Here is a 22,747-nt window from a genome sequence, read left to right on the forward strand (position 1 = left end):
TGCCCGCGGCCTGGCAGTTTTTTTGGTGAGGTGTTTTCAAGATGGAATTTTTTAGCAGCATTCCCACGTTTCTAGATCACTATCTGATCAGTTTGTATCGAATGACCGCAGATGCCATGGTCAATTTCCTGCTGGGCACCTTTCTTCTGGCCATGATCACTGTAGTGCTGGGAGAATTCACCGTCTCTCTCGCCCTGCGCTTCAACCGGCGGCACATCGAAACTATGGAGGATGAGCTCACCAAACAGCACCAGCTTTCCATGGCGGCCCTGCAGCTTAAGGATCAGCAAGGCTACAAGGCTTGCAACAAACAGGCAAATGATGTGTTTGGCAAATATTTCTTCAACATGATCGCCTACAGCGCCGCCTGTTTGTGGCCGGTGCCCTTTGCACTCTCGTGGATGCAGAGCCGCTTTTTAGGCGTTGAATTCCAACTTGCCTACCCTCTTTCCATCCTCTGGTCTTCGACACAATACATTACAATTTTTATTCTGCTTTATATTCTGGCACGCATTGTGTTCAAAAACATAAGGGGTTACTTGCCCTATTTCAGACACATTCAAAAAACTCTCGATCTGCATGCGAACACCGCCGGAAAAACATCCGAAGCATAGTCTCCGACGACATGGCTGAGTCGGGTCCATGCCTCTGGTGCCACCGAGGGGCCGCAGTTGGCAAGACCCCTTCAGCATGCCTCTAATCCCCCCGCGGGCTTTCGAATCTGAACCGAATCCAGGAGCCTAAACAAGACGGGAAAGCAGCACGAGAATTCCCTTTCCTCTGGCGATCGAAAGCTACCTGCACATGCCCAAGGCGTGTCGCTTCAGGCTGCGCCGGCCAAAAATGATACTCTTGGTGAACAGTAAATCCAGCGTTCTTGCTCACGACATGCTACAATCTTTGCTGCCGTTGTGCGGTATATTTGCATCAATTTCCCAGTTTGTGCGAGGTTAAGTGAGGAATCCAGATGATGCCTCTGATTGAGAGACTACGGCACATTTTTTCCCGAACCTTTACTCCGGACCATCTCGTACGCAAAAAATATCAGGCGTTTCGGTCACTTCTGGAATTCGACAGTCTGGGCCACAGCCTCATGGCACGGCTCGAACAAGTGCGCGATGAGGAGGAGCGGGTTGATTTCTGCTTCGTCAGGAAAACTTACCTGCAACTATCCCACGCGATCTCAGCAATGATCGAAGAACTTCGCACCCTGGCACCGAGCCGCTATGAGGCCTTGACCGACATCTTTCAGCACATCGACCAGGCGATTCATTGTGCACTGGCCGCGGCTGGGTATGACCGGTCAATGCCCCAGGTGCTGCTGCTGGATGAAATACCCGATCACTCCGAAAAGATGGTCGGCGGCAAGGCGGCGAATCTTGCCGCCGTTTCAAGGAATTTACAACTGCCCATTCCAGCGGGATTTGTCGTGACAGCGCGCGCCTTTCAGGACTTCATCAAGTTCAACCGGCTCGAACCCGAAATCGATAAACTGCTTGCTGAACTCAACGTTGAATCGACTTCCTCAATGAAGGCGACGTCTGAAAAAATCATGACAATGATCAAGCAGTCCGCGCTGCCTGCCGATCTTGAAGAGGCCATGTCCTTTTTTTGTGCCCGTCTGGTAGGCACGCGCACAATTCCTCTCGCTCTCCGCAGCAGTGCCGTCGCCGAGGATTCCGAATTCTCCTTTGCCGGTCAATACCGCTCTGTTCTCAATGTTGCTGCCGAGGATCTTGTCGAAGCCTACAAGGAAGTGATCGCCGGCAAGTATTCCGCGCGAGCCCTCTCATACCGCATCATTAATGGTTTGCTGGATTCAGAAACCCCCATGGCCGTACTGGTTATCCAGATGATAAACGCCAGAGCGAGCGGCATCCTGTATACACAGGACCCTTTCTCGACCGCAGCCGACAGTGTCAAGATATATTCGGTCTGGGGACTGGCCGACCCCCTGGTGAAGGGAAGTGTAGCGCCGGATGTATTCGAGATATTCAAAGACAGCAGCCGCACCATCAAGCAAAGGGAACGGGGCACAAAAAGGCATAAAGCGGTACTTGCGATGGATGGGAAGGGCATAGAACTGATTGAGCTCGATCCTTCGGAAGCACACAGTATCTCACTGGACGATGAATCGGCAAAGCACTTGGCGGCATGGGGCGTGAAGCTGGAATCCCATTTCGGAGTCGCCCAGGACGTCGAGTGGTGCATGGATGTTGACGGAAAGCTCTATTTGCTGCAGACACGTCCGCTAAAATCGGAAGCGACGGCGGATGCCTGCCGGGATATTGCCATTGAGGTGCCGAACGAGATTCTCCTCCACGAGGGTGAAAAAGCGGCATCCGGGAAGGCAACGGGAAAGGTCGCAAAAATCCTTTCCGATTCGGATTTGCAGAAACTGACTACGGGTTCGGTATTGGTTGCACCCACCACCTCTCCCGAATTTGCTCAGGTGATCACCAGGCTGTCCGCCATAGTCACGGATGTGGGCTCGGTGGCCGGCCATTTGGGATCAGTTGCCAGGGAACACCGGATACCTACCCTGGTAAACACTGGAAAAGCCACATGCGTTTTGCGTGACGGCCAAACGGTAACGGTTGATGCCGATCGGCAAATAGTTTTTGCCGGCGAAGTGCGGGGATTGAGTGAAGCACACTGCACCCCCCCCAACAGGTATTTCGAAAGTCCTGTGCAGAAGCGCTTGCAGAGCATTCTCAAACACGTTTCACCGCTTAATTTAACTGATCCAAGAGATGCCTCCTTCACTCCGGAAAATTGCCGGACCATCAATGACATCCTCCGTTTTGCGCACGAAAAGGCTATTGCCGAGGTCTTCTCGCTGGGAGAGGAAGGACGCGGCAAGTTTCGAGGGACCCGGAAGCTCAAGTCCGCTATCCCGGTATCGCTGCATATACTCGACCTGGGCGATGGAATTCGCAAGAGAGCCGGAGAGAGGAAGCAGGTCTCTGTGGAGGATCTGAACAACCCCGGTCTGCGAGCACTCTGGCAAGGTCTCAACCACTCCGGCATAGACTGGTCGTCACTGCCTCCCGCTTTCGACTGGCAGGAGTTCGATCGAGTGAGCGCCGGGATTGTGGACTTCGAATCCACGCTACTGGCCAGCTTTGCCTTGGTCTCGAAGGATTATCTGAATATCAACATCCGCTTTGGCTATCATTTTGTAGTCATTGACGGCGTTTGCGGTCACGTTGCCGACAAAAACTACATCTCCATGCGTTTTGAAGGGGGCGGCGGAGGTTCGCAGGGGCGGCGCATGAGGGTGCAATTTTTGAGTCAAGTCCTGCAGGCATCAGGATTCAAGACCTACCCGCAAGGGGATTGGATCGAAGCCGATTTGCGCAGATCAACGCAGGAGGAGTCAGAAAATAAACTGCAGGTGCTGGGCCGGTTGCTGGGTTACACCCGCCTGCTTGATATCAGGATTAAGGATCGCGGGCATCTGCAGGAGCTCATCGAAGAATTCCTGCAGAAAGATTCCAGTCCGCAGCACCATGATTAGTTTATTGTTTAGCATGGGCACGGATGATTTGCAGCGACAGGCGCACTACCTGGGTCGGAAAAGGAGCATTTCATGCACGCACATTTAAGGGAACTGGTCCTTCTGACGGACTTGTACGAACTGACCATGGCCGCCGGCTATCACAAACATGCCATGTTCGCCCCCGCAACCTTCAGTTTGTTCATCCGCAAGTACGCTCCCAATCGCAGCTACTTCGTCAGCGCGGGACTCGAGGAAGTGATCGAGTTCTTGGAATCCTTTCAGTTCGTTCGGGAAGACCTCGATTTTCTGGACAAGACCGGGCGTTTTTCCCAGGACTTTCTCCACTACTTGAGCCGGATGCGTTTCACCGGCGATGTCCATGCGATTCCCGAAGGGCACCTGTTTTTTAAGGATGAACCGGTGCTGGAGGTCACCGCGCCCATCATCGAAGCTCAGATGGTGGAAAGCTTTATCATCAACGCCATCAATTTGCAGGTGGCCATTGCCTCCAAAGCGGCACGCTGTTTTCATGCGGCCGCCGGGCGGGGTTTGGTGGACTTTTCATTGAGACGCACGCAGGGAACCGATGCCGCCTTGAAAGTGGCCAGAGCCAGTTACATTGCCGGATTTGCGGGATCGAGCAATGTCTTGGCGGAAAAGATTTACAACATTCCGGCATCGGGCACCATGGCGCATTCTTTCATCACCAGTTTTGACGAAGAAATCGACGCCTTCCGAGCCTTTGCCGCAACCTTTCCCAAGAACACCGTGCTGCTCATCGATACCTATGACACCCTGGAAGGGGCGCGCAAAGCAGCTGTTGTGGGCAGAGAGATGCTCGAGCGGGGAGAGATGCTTCAGGGGGTCCGACTGGACAGCGGGGATATGGCGCAGCTGAGTCAAGACGTGCGCAAGATCTTAGATGAGGCGGGACTGGACAAGGTCAGCATTTTCGCCAGCGGCGGTTTCGACGAATTCAAAATCGCGAGATATGTCCGGGAGGGGTGTAAAATCGACGCCTTTGGAGTGGGGACGAAAATGGGGGTGTCCGCTGATGCCCCCTACAACGACATGGCCTATAAGTTGGTGGAATACGATGGACGACCGGTTTTGAAATTGAGCAGCGGCAAGAAGACCCTCGTGGGCAAAAAGCAGGTATTCCGGTTGAAACAAGGTAGCCGAACCGTGAAGGACGTCATTGGGCTGCGTCATGAGGTACTCACCGGGGATCCTTTGTTGAAAATGGTCATGCAGGGCGGGAAAAGGCTGTATGCACCGGAGCCTCTGGAGAAAATACGGGATCGCTTTTGCGACGAATTCGCCACCTTCGACGACGCTTACAAGGCCATCGAGAAGCCGAATTTGTACCCGGTTGAACTGGGAACCGGCCTGCAGAAGCTGCAGGAGGAAGTTGTACAGAAGACCAGACAAAAGGAACTGGGGGAGAGCTGATAAACCAACAATCGTCTTGCAGTGAGGCTGCCAGGGGGGATAACTGTGCCCACCTCGCAAATCCGCACCGCACAACAGTTGTGATGGCAGGAGGCTTTACATTGGAATCGAGAAGCAATCCCGCACGACCCGGATCACGCAGCACCGGGTCTCTTATCAAGGCTTTCATACTGCTCGCGTTCATCCTGTTTGCCGTCTATTTGGTGCGTTTTTCCCCCGTCAAGGAGCATTTCACCGTTGCGGCTTTGAGCCAATTGTTGGAGGCCGCAGGTGCATGGGCGCCGATAGCCTTTATCTTCATCTATGCAGTGGGCGTGTGCCTGTTTATTCCCGGAAGTCTCCTGACGGGCCTGGGTGCCGCGCTATTCGGGCCGTACTGGGGATTTGTCTGGGTGTGGCTGGGGGCAATGCTGGGTGCGAGCGCTTCCTTCTTAATCGGCAGAACCTTAGGCAGAGAATTTGCGGCATCCCTGGCCGGCGACCGGCTGCAAAAATATGATGATGCCATCGAGCGAAACGGGTTTACAACGGTTTTGTATCTGCGGTTGATTTATTTCCCTTTCACTCCCATGAACTTCGGCATGGGCATCACCAAGGTGCGCTTTTGGGATTATTTTGCCGGCACCGCCCTGGGCATCGTTGTGGGAACGTTTGTCATCGCGTTCTTTTTCGGCACTCTCAAGCAGATCTGGGCATCCGGGGATTGGGGGCAAATCCTTTCTACCAGGGTATTTGTCTCTGTTGGGTTGTTCATCTTTTCCCTCTTCATTCCCGTCATCGTCAAGAAGTTCAAGGGGGAAAGGGCGGTGTAGCAGCCTTCCGCTTAGAAACCGAAGAATTTGCCCCTTCAGCTGTAAAATTGAACCACACGGAACGCCAGGGCGTTCAACCGACTCGACCGTCAGCATGCAGGTCGCACACGTGAAAAGAGAATGCACCCCGTGGGCGGTCGGCACAATAAAGCCTTAACGTCTCGCGGATCACCGGGAATGCCAGCTGATCCCAAGGAATGTGCGCTTCCTCGAACAGCCGAATTTCAAGACTCTCTCCCCCCGAAGTGAAATTGGTTTTCACCAGGCGAGCCCGAAACATCAGATAGACCTGGCTTATGAATGACAGATTCACAAGGGCAAACGGCGTCAGGTCCTGGATTGTTGCTCCGGCTTCTTCCCACGCCTCGCGCCTGGTGCCTTCATAAACCGTCTCATTGTTTTCCATGTAGCCGGCCGGCAGAGTCCATTTACCGTATCCGGGCTGTATCGCGCGGCGACAGAGCAATATTTGTCCGTTCTTTTCCGCTATGCAGCCCACCACCATCTTCGGGTTTTCATAATGGATGGTGCCGCAGCGATCGCATACATGGCGCGGCCGATCGTCTTCCGGGGGAATGCGCAAGGTCACCTGAGCGCCGCACTTACTGCAAAAATTCATGCTGATTTCCTGTAAGCAATTTCCGATTGAGAGCTTCTTTCTTTCCGTCGTCAAACCGACGCTCGCTCAACATCATGAGGCATGTCATTCAGCCCCTTTCCTCATTTGCAGGCCTTGTTGATGAGTTTCGCTTCGCTCTACCGATCCTAGGCATTACGGCACTGCCCGTAATCACTTTGAGGTAGGATGGGTAGAGTCACCCCGACCAGCCGCCACAGCTGCACCCAGAAGCCTTGTCTGATCTGCGTTCATGGGCGGCTGACAAATAACTTTGCACCGTAAAAAAGTTCAAATCGGCGCTCATGGCGTGGATCCGCAAAATTTTATCATAAACGTCTCGAACCTAGACCTCAAGGCACTTGCCACGGGTTTCAGGGAAAACCTTGTAGCAGCTTCCCGGCAGGCTCACCCTGGCGACCGCTTCCAGGAACGTTCTTACCTTGTCTATATCCTTTATTCCGGCAAAGGCCTCGACGCCCGAGCTGACATCGACGCCGGCCGGCAATGCCGAGCGTATCGCCTGGGCTACATTGTCGGGGTTCAAGCCTCCTGCCAAAATCACCGGTTTGCGCCGGCAGATCGTCGCGGCCGAGCTCCAATCCCATTGCAGCGCATTGCCGCCGGGCAGCGCCCCGCCCGCGCACTCCACCAGGTATGCTGTCACTCGATACAAGTCCGCCGTTTCAATGGAAGGCTGCTTATTGACATAAAGTCCCTTGATCACCAAGAGCCCCTCCAGCATCAACTTATCCGTTAAATCGGGATCTTCCCGTCCATGCAACTGCACCGCCTGTAATCCGCAGTGCTCGACTTTATGCATAATGGTTACAAAGGTCTCGTCGACAAACACCCCAACGGTGCAGACATGCTGGGGCAACCGGCGGCAAATTTCCGCAGCCTGCTCATCAGTCACATAACGGGGACTGGGAGGGTAGAACACGCAGCCGATGGCATCCGCACCGAGCTCCGCACAGGCCAGCGCCTGATCGGGATGAGTCAGGCCACATATCTTAACTTGCGGTGCCTCGCCGAACCGCGGTTCGGCAGTGTTTTCAGAGAGTATCATCCGCTTGCCCCAACAGTTCTCTGAGAAACAAGGAGGGATCTTCTGCCCGCACCAGACTCTCACCAATGAGAAAGTTCCATATGCCGGCCTGCAAAAGCTCCTCGACTTGTTTGCGAGTACGAATGCCGCTTTCTGCCACCGCAACCTGATCCGCTTGGAGCAGCCGCACCATACGCATTGAGGTTTGGATGTCTGTTTTGAAGCTGGTCAGGTCGCGATTGTTGATTCCTATCAGACGGGCGCCCGCCCGGGTCGCGCCCTCGAGCTCGGCTTCCGAGTGAACTTCTACCAAAACGTCTAATTGAAGCTCTGTGCAGAGCTGCAGATGGTCTTTGAGCTGTTCGGAAGCGAGTGCCCTCACGATCAGCAACACGGCATCGGCCCCCAGGGCGCAGGATTCATAGATCTGGTAGCTCGAGAGGATAAAATCCTTTCGCAGAACTGGAAGTCGGGTTGCTTCCCGTGCCCTGCGCAGATCTTCAAAGCTGCCGAAGAAAAAGGTCTGATCCGTGAGAACGGATATGGCGGCCGCCCCTCCCTCCTCATAAAGGCGCGCATATTGAGCGGGATCCAGTGATTCGCGTATTTTCCCACGCGAAGGCGAGCCGCGCTTGATTTCGGCAATGATATTCGCTCCGTGGGTGCCGGGAGCTTGCAGATGTCCAAAGAAAGAGCGCCGAACGGTGCGCTCTTCTGCTCTGGCGCGTAGCTCCCTTGCCGGGACTTTTTTTCGGGCCTCTTCGATTTCTTTTCTTTTCTTTTCCAGAATGGTAGTCAAAAAGTCTGATTGCATATGGGGCTCACATTCTCATGGTAGTTCACGCGGATGAATCCACCTGTTCGTTAAAGGATAACGACATCGATCAGGATCACTGCGCCATGTTTAACCCCCTCAGGCGCGGCAGCGAAACATCAAGGCGCATTGTCCCTGGTGTACTGGATCAGCGCGTCGAGTTTGGCCGCGGCTGAACCCGAATCGATGGAGTTTTCCGCCTGCTTAACACCGTCGGCAAAGTCTCCCGCAACACCCGCCGCAATGAGGGCGGCTGCCGCATTCACCACCACCACATCGCGTTTGGGACCCTTTTCCCCGGCAAGGATTTGCCGGGTGATTTGTGCATTCTGAACGGGATCACCCCCCTCGAGATCCTGTGGTTGCGCACTTGTTCCCAACAGCTGATCGGGGGTCAGATCGTAAGTCTTGATCAAACCGTCAGCCAATTCGGACACGCGCGTGGGAGCACAAATGGTGATCTCGTCCAATCCGTCATGGCCATGTACAACAAAGGCTCTGCGGCTGCCGAGCAAACGCAGCGCTTCGGCAAACATTTCCGTCAATTCCGGAGCATACACGCCAAGCAGCTGGCAGTTGGCTCCGGCCGGGTTGGTCAGCGGACCAAGCATATTGAATATGGAACGGATGCCCACCTCTTTGCGCGCTTTGGCTGCATACCGCATGGCTCCGTGAAACAGAGGAGCGAACAGGAATCCTATGCCTATTTCCTGCACAGCCTCTTCCACCACCTCCGGCACCACATCCAGATGCATGCCCAGAGCCTCGAGTAAGTCAGCGCTGCCACACTGACTGGAAACCGATCGGTTGCCGTGCTTGGCAACGGTAACCCCGCAACCTGCCACAACAAAAGCAGAAGTCGTAGAAATATTGAAAGTGCGGGCTCTGTCTCCGCCGGTTCCACAGGTATCCACCACGGTATCGGCCGAAGCCTGAATCCTGGTCGCCTTGCGGCGCATGGCCCGGGCAGCCCCGGCCAACTCCGAAAAAGTCTCTCCCTTGGTGGCAAGAGCAGCCATAAGAGCACCAATTTGAGCGTCGGTGGCATTGCCCGACATGATTTCGGTCATCACTTCGGCCATTTCAGCTTCATCCAAATCCTGCCTCTTGCTGATTTTCTTCACCGCTTCCTGAATCATTGGTTCAATTCTCCTTTTCCCGGCAACTACCCAACAGTATGCTTCTCGTCTTTGCCCATGCCATTCGATTTATTCAAAAAGTTCCTCAGCAATCTTTTTCCCACCGGAGTCATGATGGATTCGGGATGGAACTGGATTCCCTCCGTTGGATGATGCATGTGCCTGATACCCATGATCTCACCATCTTCCGCCTGTGCAGTGACTCGCAGACAGGGCGGCAGCTGCTCCTTTGAAACCGCCAGAGAATGATAACGCATGGCTTGAAATGGAGAGCGGATTCCCTGGTACAACGACTCACCATCCGTTGTGACCGTGGAGACCTTGCCATGCATCAGGTGCCGCGCGCGAATGACTTTGCCCCCGAAGGCGACCGCAATGGCCTGATGGCCGAGGCAAACGCCCAGAATGGGAATGTGGCCCGAACATTCCTGAATCAGGGAAATGGAAATTCCGGCCGATTCAGGTCCCCCGGGTCCCGGGGAAATCACAATTCCCCTGGGCTTCCATGATTTGACGTCATCCACCGAAACCACGTTGTTGCGGACCACTTTCACGTCCGCCCCAAGCATCTGTAAGTATTGGACAAGATTATAGGTAAATGAATCATAGTTATCAATCATGACGATCATGATGACCTCCAAGCTGTGTGAATTTTCAGGAATCGGCCGCTTCCCTGATCAATTGAAGCGCCCTATCGATGGCCATGGCTTTATTGACGGTTTCCTGCCGTTCTCGTTCGGGATCAGAATCCGCCACTATTCCGGCTCCCGCCCTGACGGTAAGCTTTCCATCCTGGATGCAAGCCGTGCGAATGGTGATGGCAAGATCCATATTCCCGGTGAAAGAGAAGTAGCCAATCGCCCCGCCATACGGTCCCCGGGGCTCCTTTTCCATGGCGGCGATAATTTCCATGGCTCTGACTTTGGGCGCCCCTGACAGAGTTCCTGCCGGGAAAGTCGCCCGCAACAGATCCCAGGCGTCGCAGCCGGTCTTCAGGTCACAGGAGATGTTGGAAACCAGATGCATCACATGGGAATAACGCTCCACGATCATCAGGTCGGTCACCTGCACCGTGCCGGTCTCGGCCACCCTGCCCAGGTCGTTTCGCCCCAGATCCACGAGCATCAGGTGCTCCGCCCTCTCCTTTGGATCCTGCAAAAGTTCGTCAGCCAACTTCCTGTCCTCCTGCTCGCTCTTGCCTCTCGGTTTGGTTCCCGCAATGGGGCGTAGGGTAGCCACCCCATTTTCCAGGCGCACCATCGTTTCCGGCGAGGACCCCACCAGGACTGTCTCACCCAGGTGCAGAAAGAAGAGATAAGGGGATGGATTGATGTAGCGCTGCCCGCGATACAGCCACCAGGGGTCGGGGGGAGGTGCGCATTCGAAGGGTTGCGAGATGACCGCCTGTATGATGTCGCCGGCAGCCACATGGTCTTTCACTCGCCGGACCTGAGAGCGAAACGATTCGGGGTCTACCCGCGCCTTCAGCTTGCAGGGAGGGATCGAAGCCTGCTGCTCTATCGCAATTGGTTGATTCAATATGGCCTGCATGTTATCGAGGCGGTTCAGGCAGTCTTCGTAAACCTGCGCAGGGTCCTTACCCTCCAGAAACGCATAGGCCACCAGCGTCATGGTATGGCGCACATTGTCAAAAATCAGCAGTTGATCCGGCAAAATGAAATGGGCCAAAGGCTTGTCTTCCGGAAGCAGATTGGGAATGGCTTCAAAAAATGCAACCATTTCGTAGGTCAGATAGCCCACGATGCCGCCCCAGAACCGTGGGAGGCCGGGGAGAGAAACCGGCTTGTATTTTTCCATGAGAGAACGCAGGACTGCCAGGGGATCACCTTGATGGGGCAGGTGCTGTGTGGAAGAGCCATTGTCGACCTCCACCCGGTCTGTGAAAACACGAATCTGTCCCTGGGCGGAAGCACCCAGGAAGCTGTACCTCCCCCAGCGTTCTCCTCCCTCCATACTTTCAAGCAGGAACAGCGGCCCGTCTCCTCGATAGAATTTCGCCAAGGCAGAGACCGGAGTCTCGGCATCCGCCAAAATTTCCAGGCAGACGGGCACCAGGTTCCCCCGTTCGGACAGCCTAAAAAACTCTTCCTTTTCCGGATAGCGTGCGATCTTCATTGTTTCATCTCCCAGGGACATTGAAGGCAACAACTGCAGGTGCATTTTACAACTGCAGCAGCCGGTGCATTCGGTAAGCAAGCCTTGGATTTTCACCGTTTGTTGTGGTCGGGTTTGAAGCAGCCATAGCACTTCCAGGACTATCAAGGTATCGAGATGACGGGGGCAATGCCGTCAGGGCGAAATATCCTGAAAATTGGCGCCACCTGTGAGCAGAGCTCTGTGAACTGCTCCGGATAGAGGGACTGAGCGCCGTCACTGAGGGCCGTCTCCGGCTGATGGTGCACCTCCACCATGAGCCCATGAGCTCCGACCGCAACGGCCGCCCGGCTCAGCGGAATGACCTGGTCACGCCGCCCGGCCGCATGACTCGGGTCGACAATGATCGGCAAATGGCTTTCCTTTTGAACGACCGGGACCGCTGAAAGATCGAGGGTATTGCGGCTGTGATGGGCAAACGTGCGCACCCCTCTTTCACACAGAATCACCCTGGCATTGCCCGCCTCCATGATGTATTCGGCCGCCATCAGCCACTCCTCGATCGTTGCTGACAGCCCCCGCTTCAGCAGAATCGCTTTATCCGAACGGCCGGCGCGGCGCAGCAGGCTGAAATTCTGCATGTTGCGCGTTCCTATCTGGACCACGTCGGCATATTCTTCCACCAAATCAAACAGTTCATGGTCCATGGCTTCTGTCACCACCGGCATGCCTGTCGCATCCCGCACTCGTGCCAGGATTTTCAAGCCATCTTCTCCAAGCCCTTGGAATGCATAGGGAGAAGTGCGCGGCTTGAATGCTCCGCCCCTGAACAGTTTAGCACCCGACTGCTTGACCAGCCTCGCAATGGTGAGAGCCTGCCGTTCACTTTCAATGGCGCACGGGCCGGCAATGATAGTCAGATGACCGTTGCCGATGGCATTCTCACCGACCCGAATGATGCTGTCGTCCGGCTGGAATTCTCGGCTGACCAGCTTATAGGGTCGCGTAACCGGAATCACTTCCTTCACTCCGGGCAACCCCAGGAAGGGGGATGCGTCGATGTGACCCTGGTTGTGCAAAACGCCAATGGCGACCCTTTGACCTCCGGGAATAGGACGGGCCGTTAGACCTTTTGCCTCGATGGCGGCAACCACCGCATTGATTTCCATCGCTGTTGCCGTCTTGTTCATGACCACAAGCATTTTGGTTCTCCTCATTTTTTGTCGATTCCAATGAAATGCGCCACGGCGCACTGAGCAATCCGTTTCCGCACCACCTGATACCGGTCGAAAATATGCTCAGGAACGGCTCAAAAGTACTGTTCAGTCATGCTGTTATCTCCTGGAATGCGGTGACCGCGCACATCATCCGATCTCCGTCGCCCTGGCGGTAGTGTGCCGAGATGATGTGAGGCCGTTACGCTCAGACACTTCCCAAGTCAGTCCTGAAAAAAAAAGGACCGGGGGGCAAATCCCCACGGTCCCTTTTACAAAAACAAAGGACCGGGGGCCAGGTGGCCCACGGTCCTTTAATATCCATTCAGCTGATGGTCAGCTCGTTAAGACCTCCTCGGCACACCCGTCCGGTCTTTGCTCCACCACCAGCACCAGAAACATTTCGCTGCAAATTGATCGCTGTCCATATGACTGCCTTTCCTAGTTTCCATAAACACGGTCTTTCTGTAACAACAAACCCAATCGCATGTCAAGAAATTATTTTGAATATTTATCTTTAATAAACACCGCTAGCCGGCCTTGTGATCATCTTTTAAACCGGCATCATCCCGTTTCGCGAGCCATTTGCGGAACATTAGGTTGGCCGCAACAATAACCATGATGATTCCGGCCAGCAGGGCCGTGCTCTTGAGACTCGGATTGCGCATTGCATACTCCAGGCGATCGCCAAAAAGAGTCACCGCAAAAAGCCCGGGGGCCATGCCGAAGACTGTTCCCCAGGTAAAATCCCAGAATTTGATGTGGGAGGCACCGGCCACCATATTGACCACCGTGAAGGGAGCCACCGGCGCCAGGCGTATGATCATAATGGCCAGGAGTCCGCGATTGGCCAGTTGGCGGCTGATCTGGTTGATGCGCCTGCCGGCAAACCTGCGCAAAACCTCTCCTCCCAGCATATGCCCCACTCCAAACGCACACACCGCACTCAGTACGCAGCCCAGCAAGGCGTAAACAAAACCATACAAAGGTCCAAAGGTAATGGCAGTGGCAACAATCAGAACGGTCGCGGGGAAACTCACCAGACCGCCCACAATATAGACGCCGATGACGATCAGCGGAGCGAACGGGTCCTCTCGAATGGTTTTTGCCAGCCCAATGATCGACTCGAGATCCAGCCAGTCCTTCAAGGACGTCCACTGCCAGGCTGCCGCAAAGCCGAGCAGGGCCGTCAGCAGTATTATGCTGCCAATGAGTCGAGGGTTCCAGGTTTTTCCAACATCTTTGGGCACATACTGATGCATGAGCTGATCCGGATCGACCGGTTTTTCAGGATCGATCAATATGGCGCTTTCCATCAGATCCTGCAAGAATTCGGGCACCTTTGTGTTCAGCGGTCGCAGACTACGTCCTTGCCCGGCTAACTCATCGACGGCCTGGAGTAATGATCCGGTTGCAGCGATTGTTTCTGCGACCGCTTCGGCTGAAGTTCCGAGGTGCTCGCCGAGCAGCCGGTTGCGAAAACCTCCTGCGGCCTTTTCAATCCGCTCCTCACCAGCGGCTTCGATGGCCAGGTCGCATTCCGTATCAAAGCCCATGGACCGATTGCTCAAATTTGACGACCCGATGCGCACAAACCTGTTGTCGACCACCAACACTTTGGAATGAAGATTGATGCAATCCTCGCCGAGACCCGGCATATGCGGAAAATAAACGCCCAACCGACCATACCGGTCGCTCTCCTGAAGCTGCTTGAGCAGACGAGCCCGCAAAGCATCCATGGTGGACTCTTCGAGCCACCCCGAGCTCTTTTCCGGAAGAATGATGAGAATTTCCGGGCCATCCTCCTCTTGCAGGCGTTTGGCCAGAGCATCTCCCACCACCTTGGAAGTGAGGTATTGGTTTTCAATATAGATAAAGCGCCGTGCAGAACCGATGGCATCGCAGTAAAGAGCTTCTATCTCACGGACTTCGGAATAATCCTCATAAGCCGGTTCCGTGCGCGCAACGGCTACCGCCACATCGTTCAGGTCAGGGTGCAAACCGGGCGGCCAACAGTCTGTTTCCGTCTCCAACTGCGGAGCATTCAGCCGCTCCCCCGTCGCCCGCAGCCAACGCTCTCTCAGCAAATCTCCCAGAACCGCAGCGACTCTGCCCGAAACCGCCATCTGCACGTCGTGAAACGGCCGGTACTTCCGGCCACTCTCATCGACCCTGCGGGGATCGTCCGCTGCATGCTCCGGCGTGTCCCAGCGAAATCTGGTCAGGTCGATACCGCCTACGAAAGCGACTCGGTCATCCACTACCACAATCTTCTGATGGTGGGATGCGCCTACCGGGTGGCGTCCATCCAGTCGAAAATGCAGTCTCCTGTGAGTACTCAAACCGAGTTTAAAAATCGGCAGAGGTTCACGCTCCAGAGCATAAATCATGGCGAAATCCCAGGCGAGCACATGCGCTTCCAGGCCATCGACGCGAGATACCACTGTATTAAGGAAGTCTCCGAGACGGTTCGGCAGCTTCATGGTTTCATCGCCGCGCACCAGGGAAACTCTGCTGTCAATGTCCCATCCAACGATGAGAATGGATTTTTGGGCGTGCTTTAGCGCTCCCACGAACGCCGAAAAATAGGATGCGGCATCGACTAAAAAGGATACACGATCTGCCTGGGCGATGCGCCAGCAGTTCCTGCCTTCCTTCAGAACAGGTTCACTCGGCACAGTCCACCGCCATTTGGTGACTTGGGCACGTGATATACGGATGGATTACTGCCGTGGGAAGTCTCCTCTGTAAAGCTCCTCCATCATCTCACTCAAGCCTGTTTGCCACGGGCGCGGGACTATCCCAAAATTTTCTTCCAGCTTACGGCAATCCAGCACAGACCAGGATGGCCGAGCGGCGGGAGTCGGATATTCGGCGGTCGTTACCGGGACAACCTGTTGCACCTTGAGTTCCTCTCTGCGCCGTCCTTCGGCAACAATGGCTTCGGCAAAGCCGTGCCAAGTAGTCTGCCCCTGACCGCAAAAGTGATAGGTACCCCATTGGACCGATGCTGGATCATCCGAAATCAGTGTGGCCATGCGCGCCAGACCCTCGGCAAGATCGCGCGCCCAGGTCGGGCAGCCAAACTGATCGGCAACGACTCGGATCCGCTCTTTTTCCCTGCTCAGCCGGAGAATGGTCTTGACGAAGTTGTTCCCCTGAACTCCATACAACCAGGCAGTTCTGACGATGAGATGCTCCCGCAGGTGGTCCCGAACCCCTTCTTCCCCTTCCCATTTACTCCGACCATAGACGCCGATGGGGCTGGCAGGATCGCTCTCACGGTAAGGTCGTCTGCCGGTTCCATCGAATACATAATCGGTGGATATGTGAATCAGCGGGATGCCCTGATCATGACAGACGGTCGCCAGATTTGCAGAACCATCACGGTTGATCGAAAAAGCCAGCTCGGTTTCCTGCTCCGCCTTATCAACGGCGGTATAAGCCGCACAATTGATGATCAAAGCGGGGGACAAATCCCGCACAACACCAGACAGCTCGTGTTGCCGGGTGATGTCGATCTGCGGTATGTCGAGGCCAAATACGGTATATTCCGTTTGCACCAGAGTGGACATGAGATCCCGCCCCAGCATGCCGTTGCTTCCCACCACAAGAACTCGCATCACAAGAATCCTTATTCGAAAATGACCTCGTCCTGCAAAATGTTGAGCAGATAGAGTCCGTAGCCATTTTTCTTCATGGGCTCAGCAAGTCTCCTGACTTGTTCGGCATCGATGAAACCCATGCGGTAGGCCACTTCCTCAACGCAGGAGATCTTCAGCCCCTGGCGTTTCTCTATGGTTTCGATATAACTGCTCGCCTCAATGAGCGAATCGTGCGTACCGGTGTCCAACCAGGCAAATCCGCGGCCGAGCAATTCGACTCGCAACTCCCCACGTCTCAAATATTCCTTGTTGACATCCGTGATTTCGAGCTCTCCGCGTGCCGAGGGTTGCAAATTCGCGGCAATGTCGATGACATCGTTGTCATAAAAATACAGGCCGGGGACCGCGTAGCGGGATTTGGGTTGCTGCGGTTTTTCTTCAATGCCCATCACTGTCCCGCATGGATCGAATTCGACGATGCCGTAGCGCTCGGGATCACGCACCCAATAGCCGAAAATCAGGCCCCCCTTCTCGAGGCTTACGGCCCTGCGCAGGATTGATTTGAAACCGTGCCCGTAAAAGATATTGTCCCCCAGGATCAGGCAGACTTTGTTGCGGCCGATGAATTCTCGACCAATGATAAACGCCTGCGCCAACCCTTCGGGTTTTGCCTGTTCCTCGTAGAAAAACCGGACACCCCACTGACTGCCGTCCCCCAGCAGCAATCTGAATCTGGGCAGATCCTCCGGAGTAGATATCACCAAAATGTCACGGATTCCGGCCAACATCAGAATCGACAGGGGATAGTAAATCATTGGCTTGTCATAGACCGGCAGCAACTGCTTGCTGACCACCTTGGTGATGGGATAAAGCCTGGTGCCAGCGCCGCCGGCGAGGATAATGCCCCTCCATTGGTGTACCGCTAAATGGCTCTGGCTAGTGTTACACGAGTCGATCATTTCGCAACCCTCGATAGCTGGGTTCGGCTTGCAACCCGGTTGAATGGCAGCGCCCCAGGCAAGCAAATATTTGCAGCCTGTCGAACGGTCTCAGGATGCTCCATAATGACTCCTGATCCATGCTCGATAGGCACCCGTCCTGATCGATTGAACCCAATCGGCCTGTTGCAGGTACCAGTCAATGGTCTTTCTGAGGCCGCTGTCAAATGTTTCCCGGGGGCTCCAACCTAATTCCCTTTCTATTTTGCTGCAGTCGATGGCATAACGCCAATCGTGCCCCGGCCGATCCTTGACAAAAGTAATGAGTGACGTGTGCGGTTTAAAGGGAGATTGAGGGCGCATTTCATCCAGAAGGTTGCAGATGCTGTGAACAACTTCCAGATTGGTTTTCTCACAGCGCCCACCCACATTGTAGATCTCTCCGCCACGACCGTGCTCCAGAACCCGCCTGATGGCTTCGCAATGATCCTCCACGTAAAGCCAGTCGCGCACATTCCGCCCATCGCCATAAATCGGCAGCGGTTTCCCTTCCAATGCGTTCAAGATCATCAGCGGAATGAGTTTTTCCGGGAACTGCATTGGACCATAGTTGTTGGAACAATTGGTGGTGAGGCAGGGGATCCCGTAGGTGTGGTGGTAAGCTCTGACCAGGTGATCACTGGCGGCCTTGGAAGCGGAATAAGGGCTGTTTGGGGCGTACGGAGTTGTTTCCGTAAACGCTGGATCATCAGGTCCGAGCGAACCGTACACTTCATCGGTGGAAACATGCAGGAAGCGGAAGGCGCCACGCTCTGCCGTTGTAAGGTCGAGCCAATAGCTGCGAACTGCTTCGAGCAAGTTGAACGTGCCCACCACATTGGTGCGAATGAATGCCTCGGGACCCGCAATGGATCGGTCAACATGCGATTCTGCAGCGAAATTGACCACGCCGTCGGGTTTATATCGGGCCAGGACGCTGCCCACCAGGTCCCGATCGGCAATGTCTCCCTGAACAAAAACATAGTCGGAATGTCCACTCAAGGAGTCAAGATTTTTCAGATTACCGGCGTAAGTCAGGAGGTCGAAGTTCACAATGCGGGCATGGCCCCGTTTGCATGCAGCGAGTACGAAATTACTGCCGATAAAACCGGCCCCGCCGGTTACCAGCAAAGTCTTTTTATTCATGACGGCTTCGCTTTTCCATTACGACAAACACATCCCCTTGTCGATGAGCTTGCCCGAAAATACCGCTCCCAGGTCATTCCCAGAAGGCACCACCGAAGCGGCCGAATTCCAGTGAGATTCGAACCTGGCGGGTTCCGGCACTGAGCGTGATGGCAGAGCAGCACCCCAGGCGCCATCCTCCTGGATCGCAACAGCCTGCCCGATGCAGCTTGTGCGGCTTGCGCACGCGGGGAAAATACACTGCAACGGTTACGCATCATTTCCTATATTGACTTGCTGAGATTGTCAACAAACGTTAAACCTTTTACAATCGCACGAACCTTAATAAGCAATGGGTGTGTATTTTTTGTTGCAACTATTTTGGCGATCATGTTAAAAAGATACGATTTGCTTTTAACCGCACACCCTGAAAACCTTTTGGTGCCCGAAACGATCGACAACGCGGGTTATGAAGGGTGGAGGCTCAACCAGAAGGAGATTTGTATGGCCATCGTCAGTATGAAGCAATTGTTGGAAGCGGGAGTTCACTTCGGCCACCAGACGCGCCGCTGGAACCCCAAGATGAAACCTTACATCTTTGGCGCGCGCAACGGCATCTATATCATCGATCTGCAGCGCACGGTTCGTTTGTTCCACGCAGCCTATCAGGTCGTAGTTGAAGGCACGGCAAACGGCGAAACGGTTCTATTTGTCGGCACCAAACAGCAGGCCCGCGATACCATTCAGGAAGAAGTCCAGCGATGCGGCATGTACTATGTCAATCAGCGCTGGCTGGGTGGCATGCTGACCAACTTTAAGACCATCAAACTGAGGATCGATCGTCTTAAAGAACTGGATGCCATGGTCGAGGACGGGAGCATCAATCGGTTTCCCAAGAAAGAAATTCTTTCCCTGCAGCGCGAACGTGAAAAACTGGAAAAAAACCTGGGCGGAATCAAGGAAATGACCCGGCTGCCCGGAATTCTGTTCGTAGTGGACACACAGCGGGAAAAAATAGCGGTAGCCGAAGCCAACCGACTCGGTATTCCGGTTGTTGCCGTTGTCGACACCAACTGCGACCCGGATATGATCGACTATCCCATCCCGGGCAACGATGATGCCATCCGGGCCATCCGGCTCATCACTTCCAAAATGGCCGATGCCTGCATAGAAGGACGACGGCGCTACGAGGAAGCTCAGCAGGCTGTGCAGGACAAGGAATCGACTTACCTGGAAGAGGTTCCGGCCGGGCAGTTGCTCAGTGAAGAAGAAAGCGGTCCCATCGTGGAGATAGTCAATCCGGTGGGCGCATCCACAACGGAAACTGAAGACACGGAATAGCCGTCAATTGATCAAGCGGAAGGAAGCCGGAAACACCCGGCTTCTTTCTATTTTACGTTGTTTGATTGTCACATGTATGGATGGACAGGAGGATACAGTTGGAAGTTACAGCTGCAATGGTGCGAGAATTAAGGGAAGCCACAAATGCCGGCATGATGGATTGCAAGAAAGCCCTTCAGGACACCGCGGGCGATATGGACAAAGCCATCGATTTGCTGCGCAAAAAGGGCCTTGCCAAAGCCATGAAGCGCGCCGGCAAAGAGGCATCGGAGGGGATGGTCCACGCTTATATTCATGGGGGTGGACGTCTGGGGGTATTGCTGGAAGTGAACTGTGAAACCGATTTTGCTGCCAAGAGCGAAGATTTTCAAGAATTTGTAAAGAATGTTGCCATGCATATCGCCGCGGCAAACCCGTTTGGCATTCAACGTGAAGATGTTCCCGCAGAAGTGATAGAGCGCGAGAAGGCCATCTATATGGATCAGGCCAGGGAATCGGGCAAACCGGAAAACATTCTGGAAAAGATGGTCGAAGGAAAAATGCGCAAGTTCTATGAAGAATCGGTGCTCATGGAACAGGCCTATGTGAGGGATCCCAACATAACCATACAAGATTACCTCAATGGATTGGTCGCAAAAATCGGCGAAAAGATTGTCATCCGGCGCTTCTGCCGATACCAACTGGGGTCTGAATAGATTCGTCGATATGCCCTGGGAAATCTCCGTGTCAGGGTGCCGGCAGCGCGGTTTGGATGTTCCGCGGGGTAGCGCGTGCGGCGAGAGTGAAGCCTTGCAGCGTGATCCAACTGGACTTACCGGACCTGCTAATCAGGTCAGGCGCCCTCATCACTTACCGATCGGCAGGAGCGATCCAGCCGGCACGCGATCATGACGGCAGGCGGCAATGAACCAGCAGAAACCCCGGTACCGCAGAATTCTTCTCAAGCTCAGCGGAGAAGCTCTCATGGGCAAGGAGCCCTACGGCATTGACACTGACGTGCTGAGAGAAATCGCGGACGAGATCGATGAAATCCACCAAATGGGGGTCCAGATTGCCCTGGTCATCGGCGGGGGCAATATTTTCCGCGGAGTGTCCGGTGCTTCCCAGGGAATGGATCGTTCCACCGCAGACTATATGGGCATGCTGGCCACCGTGATGAACGCTTTGGCGTTGCAGCAGGCACTGGAAAAGCATGGAATTGCTACTCGGGTGCAGTCGGCCATCGATATGAAGGAGGTGGCTGAGCCTTACATCCGGCGCCGGGCCATCAGACACCTGGAAAAGGGGCGGATCGTGATCTTTGCGGCGGGCACGGGTCTCCCGTTCTTTACCACGGATACCACGGCCGCATTGAGGGCCGTGGAAATCAATGCCCAAGTATTGCTCAAAGCAACGAGAGTGGATGGGGTTTACGGCACTGATCCTGAAAAGGATCGCGCCGCGGTGAAATTTGACAGGATTAGCTTTACCGAAGTTTTGCAGAAGAATCTTAAGGTGATGGATGCAACCGCCATTTCTCTGGCGAGAGATCAGGATATGTCGATCGTGGTTTTCAATCTGAAAACTCGCGGCAACATCAAGAAGGTGATTCTGGGTGAACCTGTAGGCACAGTGGTGGAGGGATTCGGTCATGTTGAATGATGTCTATGAAGATGCACGGGATCGCATGCAAAAAGCCCTCGAAAGTCTGGAGCGGGATTACAAGAGACTGCGCACGGGAAGAGCTTCAGTTGCCTTGGTAGACGGCATCAGAGTGGAATATTACGGGACCTCGACACCGTTAAATCAATTGGCAACTCTCACCATTCCTGAACCGCGGACGATCATGATACAGCCATGGGATACCACCATCGTAGGGGAAGTGGAAAAGGCCATATTGAAATCCGAACTTGGCCTGACGCCGATGAACGATGGCAAGATCATTCGTATCAATGTTCCTCCGCTCACGGAAGAACGTCGCCGCGACCTGGTCAAGATCATCAAGAAAATGGCGGAGGAAGCCAAAGTTGCCGTGCGCAACATCCGCCGCGACGCCAATGAGATGATCAAGGACCTCAAGAAAGAAAAGGAAATATCCGAGGACGATCAATTCAGAGCACAGGACGAAATTCAAAAAATCACGGACACATTCATCGGCAACATTGACGCAGCGTACAACAACAAGGAAACTGAAGTTCTGGAAATCTAAGGGATGCATCAATTGGATGTCGATCAACTTCCGCGCCATGTAGCCATCATTATGGACGGCAACGGCCGTTGGGCCAAGAAACGATTCCTGAACCGCATCGTCGGCCATGAAGAAGGGGCCAATTCGGTGAGAGCGGTGGTGCGCAGTTGCCGGGAACTTGGGATTCCTTACCTGACCTTGTACGCCTTTTCCAAAGAAAACTGGCAAAGGCCGCCCTCGGAAGTGGATGCCCTCTGGCACCTGCTCAAGAAGTTCCTGATTTCAGAGTTGCCGGAACTGCTCGACAAGGGAATTCGTGTTTGTCATATTGGTGACCTGGAGGGCATACCGGACGATGTGGTTCGGGAGTTGTTGAAGGTAATCGAGCAGACCAAGCACCTGGATCGGCTGGTGGTAAATCTCGCCGTCAATTACGGCGGAAGGCAGGAAATCGAGAGGGCTGCGAGGCTTTTTGCTGAAGATGTGCGCAGCGGCAGGTATTCTCCCGAAGAACTCTCAGGTGAGCTTTTTTCCAGCTACCTGTTCACTCGAGGCACACCCGACCCGGACCTGATTATCCGCACAAGCGGTGAATACCGGGTGAGCAACTTTTTGTTGTGGCAACTTGCTTACGCTGAGCTCTACATCACCGATGTGCTCTGGCCGGATTTCAGGGAAGAAGAATTTCTTGCGGCACTGAGGGATTATCAAAAGCGCGAACGGCGCTTCGGTACCTATTATGATGATCAGACACCAACGCAACGTTGTGCCGCCGGAAGCCAGCAATGACCCGATGCGGGCTGGCAACCGTCAACCAACA

At 54.4% G+C, this 22,747-nt stretch carries 20 protein-coding genes; 9 read left to right on the plus strand and 11 right to left on the minus strand.

Translation table 11 applies throughout. The features are described from left to right. Window positions 1-41: 41 nt before the first annotated feature. From K1V27_RS03025 to K1V27_RS03040, 4 genes are all read left to right on the plus strand, one after another. Window positions 42-614 carry a hypothetical protein gene (locus K1V27_RS03025; RefSeq protein ID WP_258928047.1) on the plus strand — a complete coding sequence of 191 codons (573 nt, stop codon included), beginning with the start codon at window positions 42-44 and terminating at the stop codon, window positions 612-614. A gap of 353 nt (window positions 615-967) precedes the next feature. Next, entirely contained in the window at window positions 968-3,520 is a 2,553-nt protein-coding gene (locus K1V27_RS03030; protein WP_258928048.1) for a PEP/pyruvate-binding domain-containing protein, read from the plus strand. Between the two features lie 72 nt (window positions 3,521-3,592). After that, window positions 3,593-4,954: a nicotinate phosphoribosyltransferase gene (locus K1V27_RS03035; RefSeq protein WP_258928049.1), complete on the plus strand. Its 1,362-nt coding sequence runs from the start codon at window positions 3,593-3,595 to the stop codon at window positions 4,952-4,954. A 101-nt stretch (window positions 4,955-5,055) separates the two neighbouring features. Next, window positions 5,056-5,766 (plus strand): TVP38/TMEM64 family protein, encoded by a 711-nt coding sequence (locus K1V27_RS03040; RefSeq protein ID WP_258928050.1) that lies wholly within the window; start codon window positions 5,056-5,058, stop codon window positions 5,764-5,766. 73 nt (window positions 5,767-5,839) lie between these two features. Here the strand turns inward: K1V27_RS03040 and K1V27_RS03045 are convergent, their stop codons facing one another. The 11 genes from K1V27_RS03045 to rfbB all read right to left on the minus strand — a co-directional run bounded on the left by K1V27_RS03045 (window position 5,840) and on the right by rfbB (window position 18,440). Next, window positions 5,840-6,385, minus strand: coding sequence for an NUDIX hydrolase (locus tag K1V27_RS03045; RefSeq protein ID WP_258928051.1), 546 nt, complete (start codon window positions 6,383-6,385; stop codon window positions 5,840-5,842). Window positions 6,386-6,728: 343 nt separating this feature from the next. Beyond that, window positions 6,729-7,451 (minus strand): phosphoribosylanthranilate isomerase, encoded by a 723-nt coding sequence (locus K1V27_RS03050; RefSeq protein WP_258928052.1) that lies wholly within the window; start codon window positions 7,449-7,451, stop codon window positions 6,729-6,731. After that, entirely contained in the window at window positions 7,438-8,244 is an 807-nt protein-coding gene (gene trpC, locus K1V27_RS03055) for an indole-3-glycerol phosphate synthase TrpC (protein WP_258928053.1), read from the minus strand. Before trpC ends, K1V27_RS03050 begins: the two co-directional genes overlap by 14 nt. A 119-nt stretch (window positions 8,245-8,363) precedes the next feature. Continuing rightward, entirely contained in the window at window positions 8,364-9,383 is a 1,020-nt protein-coding gene (gene trpD / locus K1V27_RS03060) for an anthranilate phosphoribosyltransferase (RefSeq protein WP_258928054.1), read from the minus strand. Window positions 9,384-9,409: 26 nt separating this feature from the next. After that, a complete protein-coding gene (locus K1V27_RS03065; protein ID WP_258928055.1) occupies window positions 9,410-10,012 on the minus strand; it encodes an anthranilate synthase component II in 603 nt (200 codons plus the stop codon). A 25-nt stretch (window positions 10,013-10,037) separates the two neighbouring features. Beyond that, entirely contained in the window at window positions 10,038-11,519 is a 1,482-nt protein-coding gene (locus K1V27_RS03070) for an anthranilate synthase component I family protein (protein ID WP_258928056.1), read from the minus strand. A 143-nt stretch (window positions 11,520-11,662) separates the two neighbouring features. Then, on the minus strand, window positions 11,663-12,700 hold the full coding sequence (gene aroF, locus K1V27_RS03075) for a 3-deoxy-7-phosphoheptulonate synthase (RefSeq protein WP_258928057.1): 1,038 nt from the start codon (window positions 12,698-12,700) through the stop codon (window positions 11,663-11,665). 542 nt (window positions 12,701-13,242) lie between these two features. Next, window positions 13,243-15,390 carry a VTT domain-containing protein gene (locus tag K1V27_RS03080; protein ID WP_258928058.1) on the minus strand — a complete coding sequence of 716 codons (2,148 nt, stop codon included), beginning with the start codon at window positions 15,388-15,390 and terminating at the stop codon, window positions 13,243-13,245. Window positions 15,391-15,435: 45 nt separating this feature from the next. Further along, window positions 15,436-16,335 (minus strand): dTDP-4-dehydrorhamnose reductase, encoded by a 900-nt coding sequence (rfbD, locus tag K1V27_RS03085; RefSeq protein WP_258928059.1) that lies wholly within the window; start codon window positions 16,333-16,335, stop codon window positions 15,436-15,438. Window positions 16,336-16,346: 11 nt separating this feature from the next. Beyond that, window positions 16,347-17,276, minus strand: a complete 930-nt coding sequence (rfbA, locus tag K1V27_RS03090) for a glucose-1-phosphate thymidylyltransferase RfbA (RefSeq protein WP_258928060.1) — start codon at window positions 17,274-17,276, stop codon at window positions 16,347-16,349. Between the two features lie 90 nt (window positions 17,277-17,366). Continuing rightward, complete coding sequence (gene rfbB / locus K1V27_RS03095; RefSeq protein ID WP_258928061.1) at window positions 17,367-18,440, minus strand: dTDP-glucose 4,6-dehydratase; 1,074 nt, start codon at window positions 18,438-18,440, stop codon at window positions 17,367-17,369. 483 nt (window positions 18,441-18,923) lie between these two features. Here rfbB and rpsB point away from each other — a divergent pair, with 483 nt between their 5' ends. From rpsB to uppS, 5 genes are all read left to right on the plus strand, one after another. Next, on the plus strand, window positions 18,924-19,760 hold the full coding sequence (rpsB, locus tag K1V27_RS03100; RefSeq protein WP_258928062.1) for a 30S ribosomal protein S2: 837 nt from the start codon (window positions 18,924-18,926) through the stop codon (window positions 19,758-19,760). An 80-nt stretch (window positions 19,761-19,840) separates the two neighbouring features. Beyond that, window positions 19,841-20,455 carry a translation elongation factor Ts gene (tsf, locus tag K1V27_RS03105; RefSeq protein WP_309573995.1) on the plus strand — a complete coding sequence of 205 codons (615 nt, stop codon included), beginning with the start codon at window positions 19,841-19,843 and terminating at the stop codon, window positions 20,453-20,455. Between the two features lie 208 nt (window positions 20,456-20,663). After that, window positions 20,664-21,401 (plus strand): UMP kinase, encoded by a 738-nt coding sequence (gene pyrH, locus K1V27_RS03110; protein WP_258928064.1) that lies wholly within the window; start codon window positions 20,664-20,666, stop codon window positions 21,399-21,401. After that, a complete protein-coding gene (gene frr, locus K1V27_RS03115; RefSeq protein ID WP_353740522.1) occupies window positions 21,394-21,948 on the plus strand; it encodes a ribosome recycling factor in 555 nt (184 codons plus the stop codon). Before pyrH ends, frr begins: the two co-directional genes overlap by 8 nt. Window positions 21,949-21,951: 3 nt before the next feature. Next, window positions 21,952-22,716 (plus strand): undecaprenyl pyrophosphate synthase, encoded by a 765-nt coding sequence (gene uppS / locus K1V27_RS03120; protein ID WP_258928066.1) that lies wholly within the window; start codon window positions 21,952-21,954, stop codon window positions 22,714-22,716. Window positions 22,717-22,747 lie beyond the last annotated feature (31 nt).

The sequence above is a fragment of the Desulfoferrobacter suflitae genome (assembly GCF_022603395.1).
In the GTDB taxonomy this organism is placed as follows: domain Bacteria; phylum Desulfobacterota; class Syntrophobacteria; order Syntrophobacterales; family Syntrophobacteraceae; genus Desulfoferrobacter; species Desulfoferrobacter suflitae.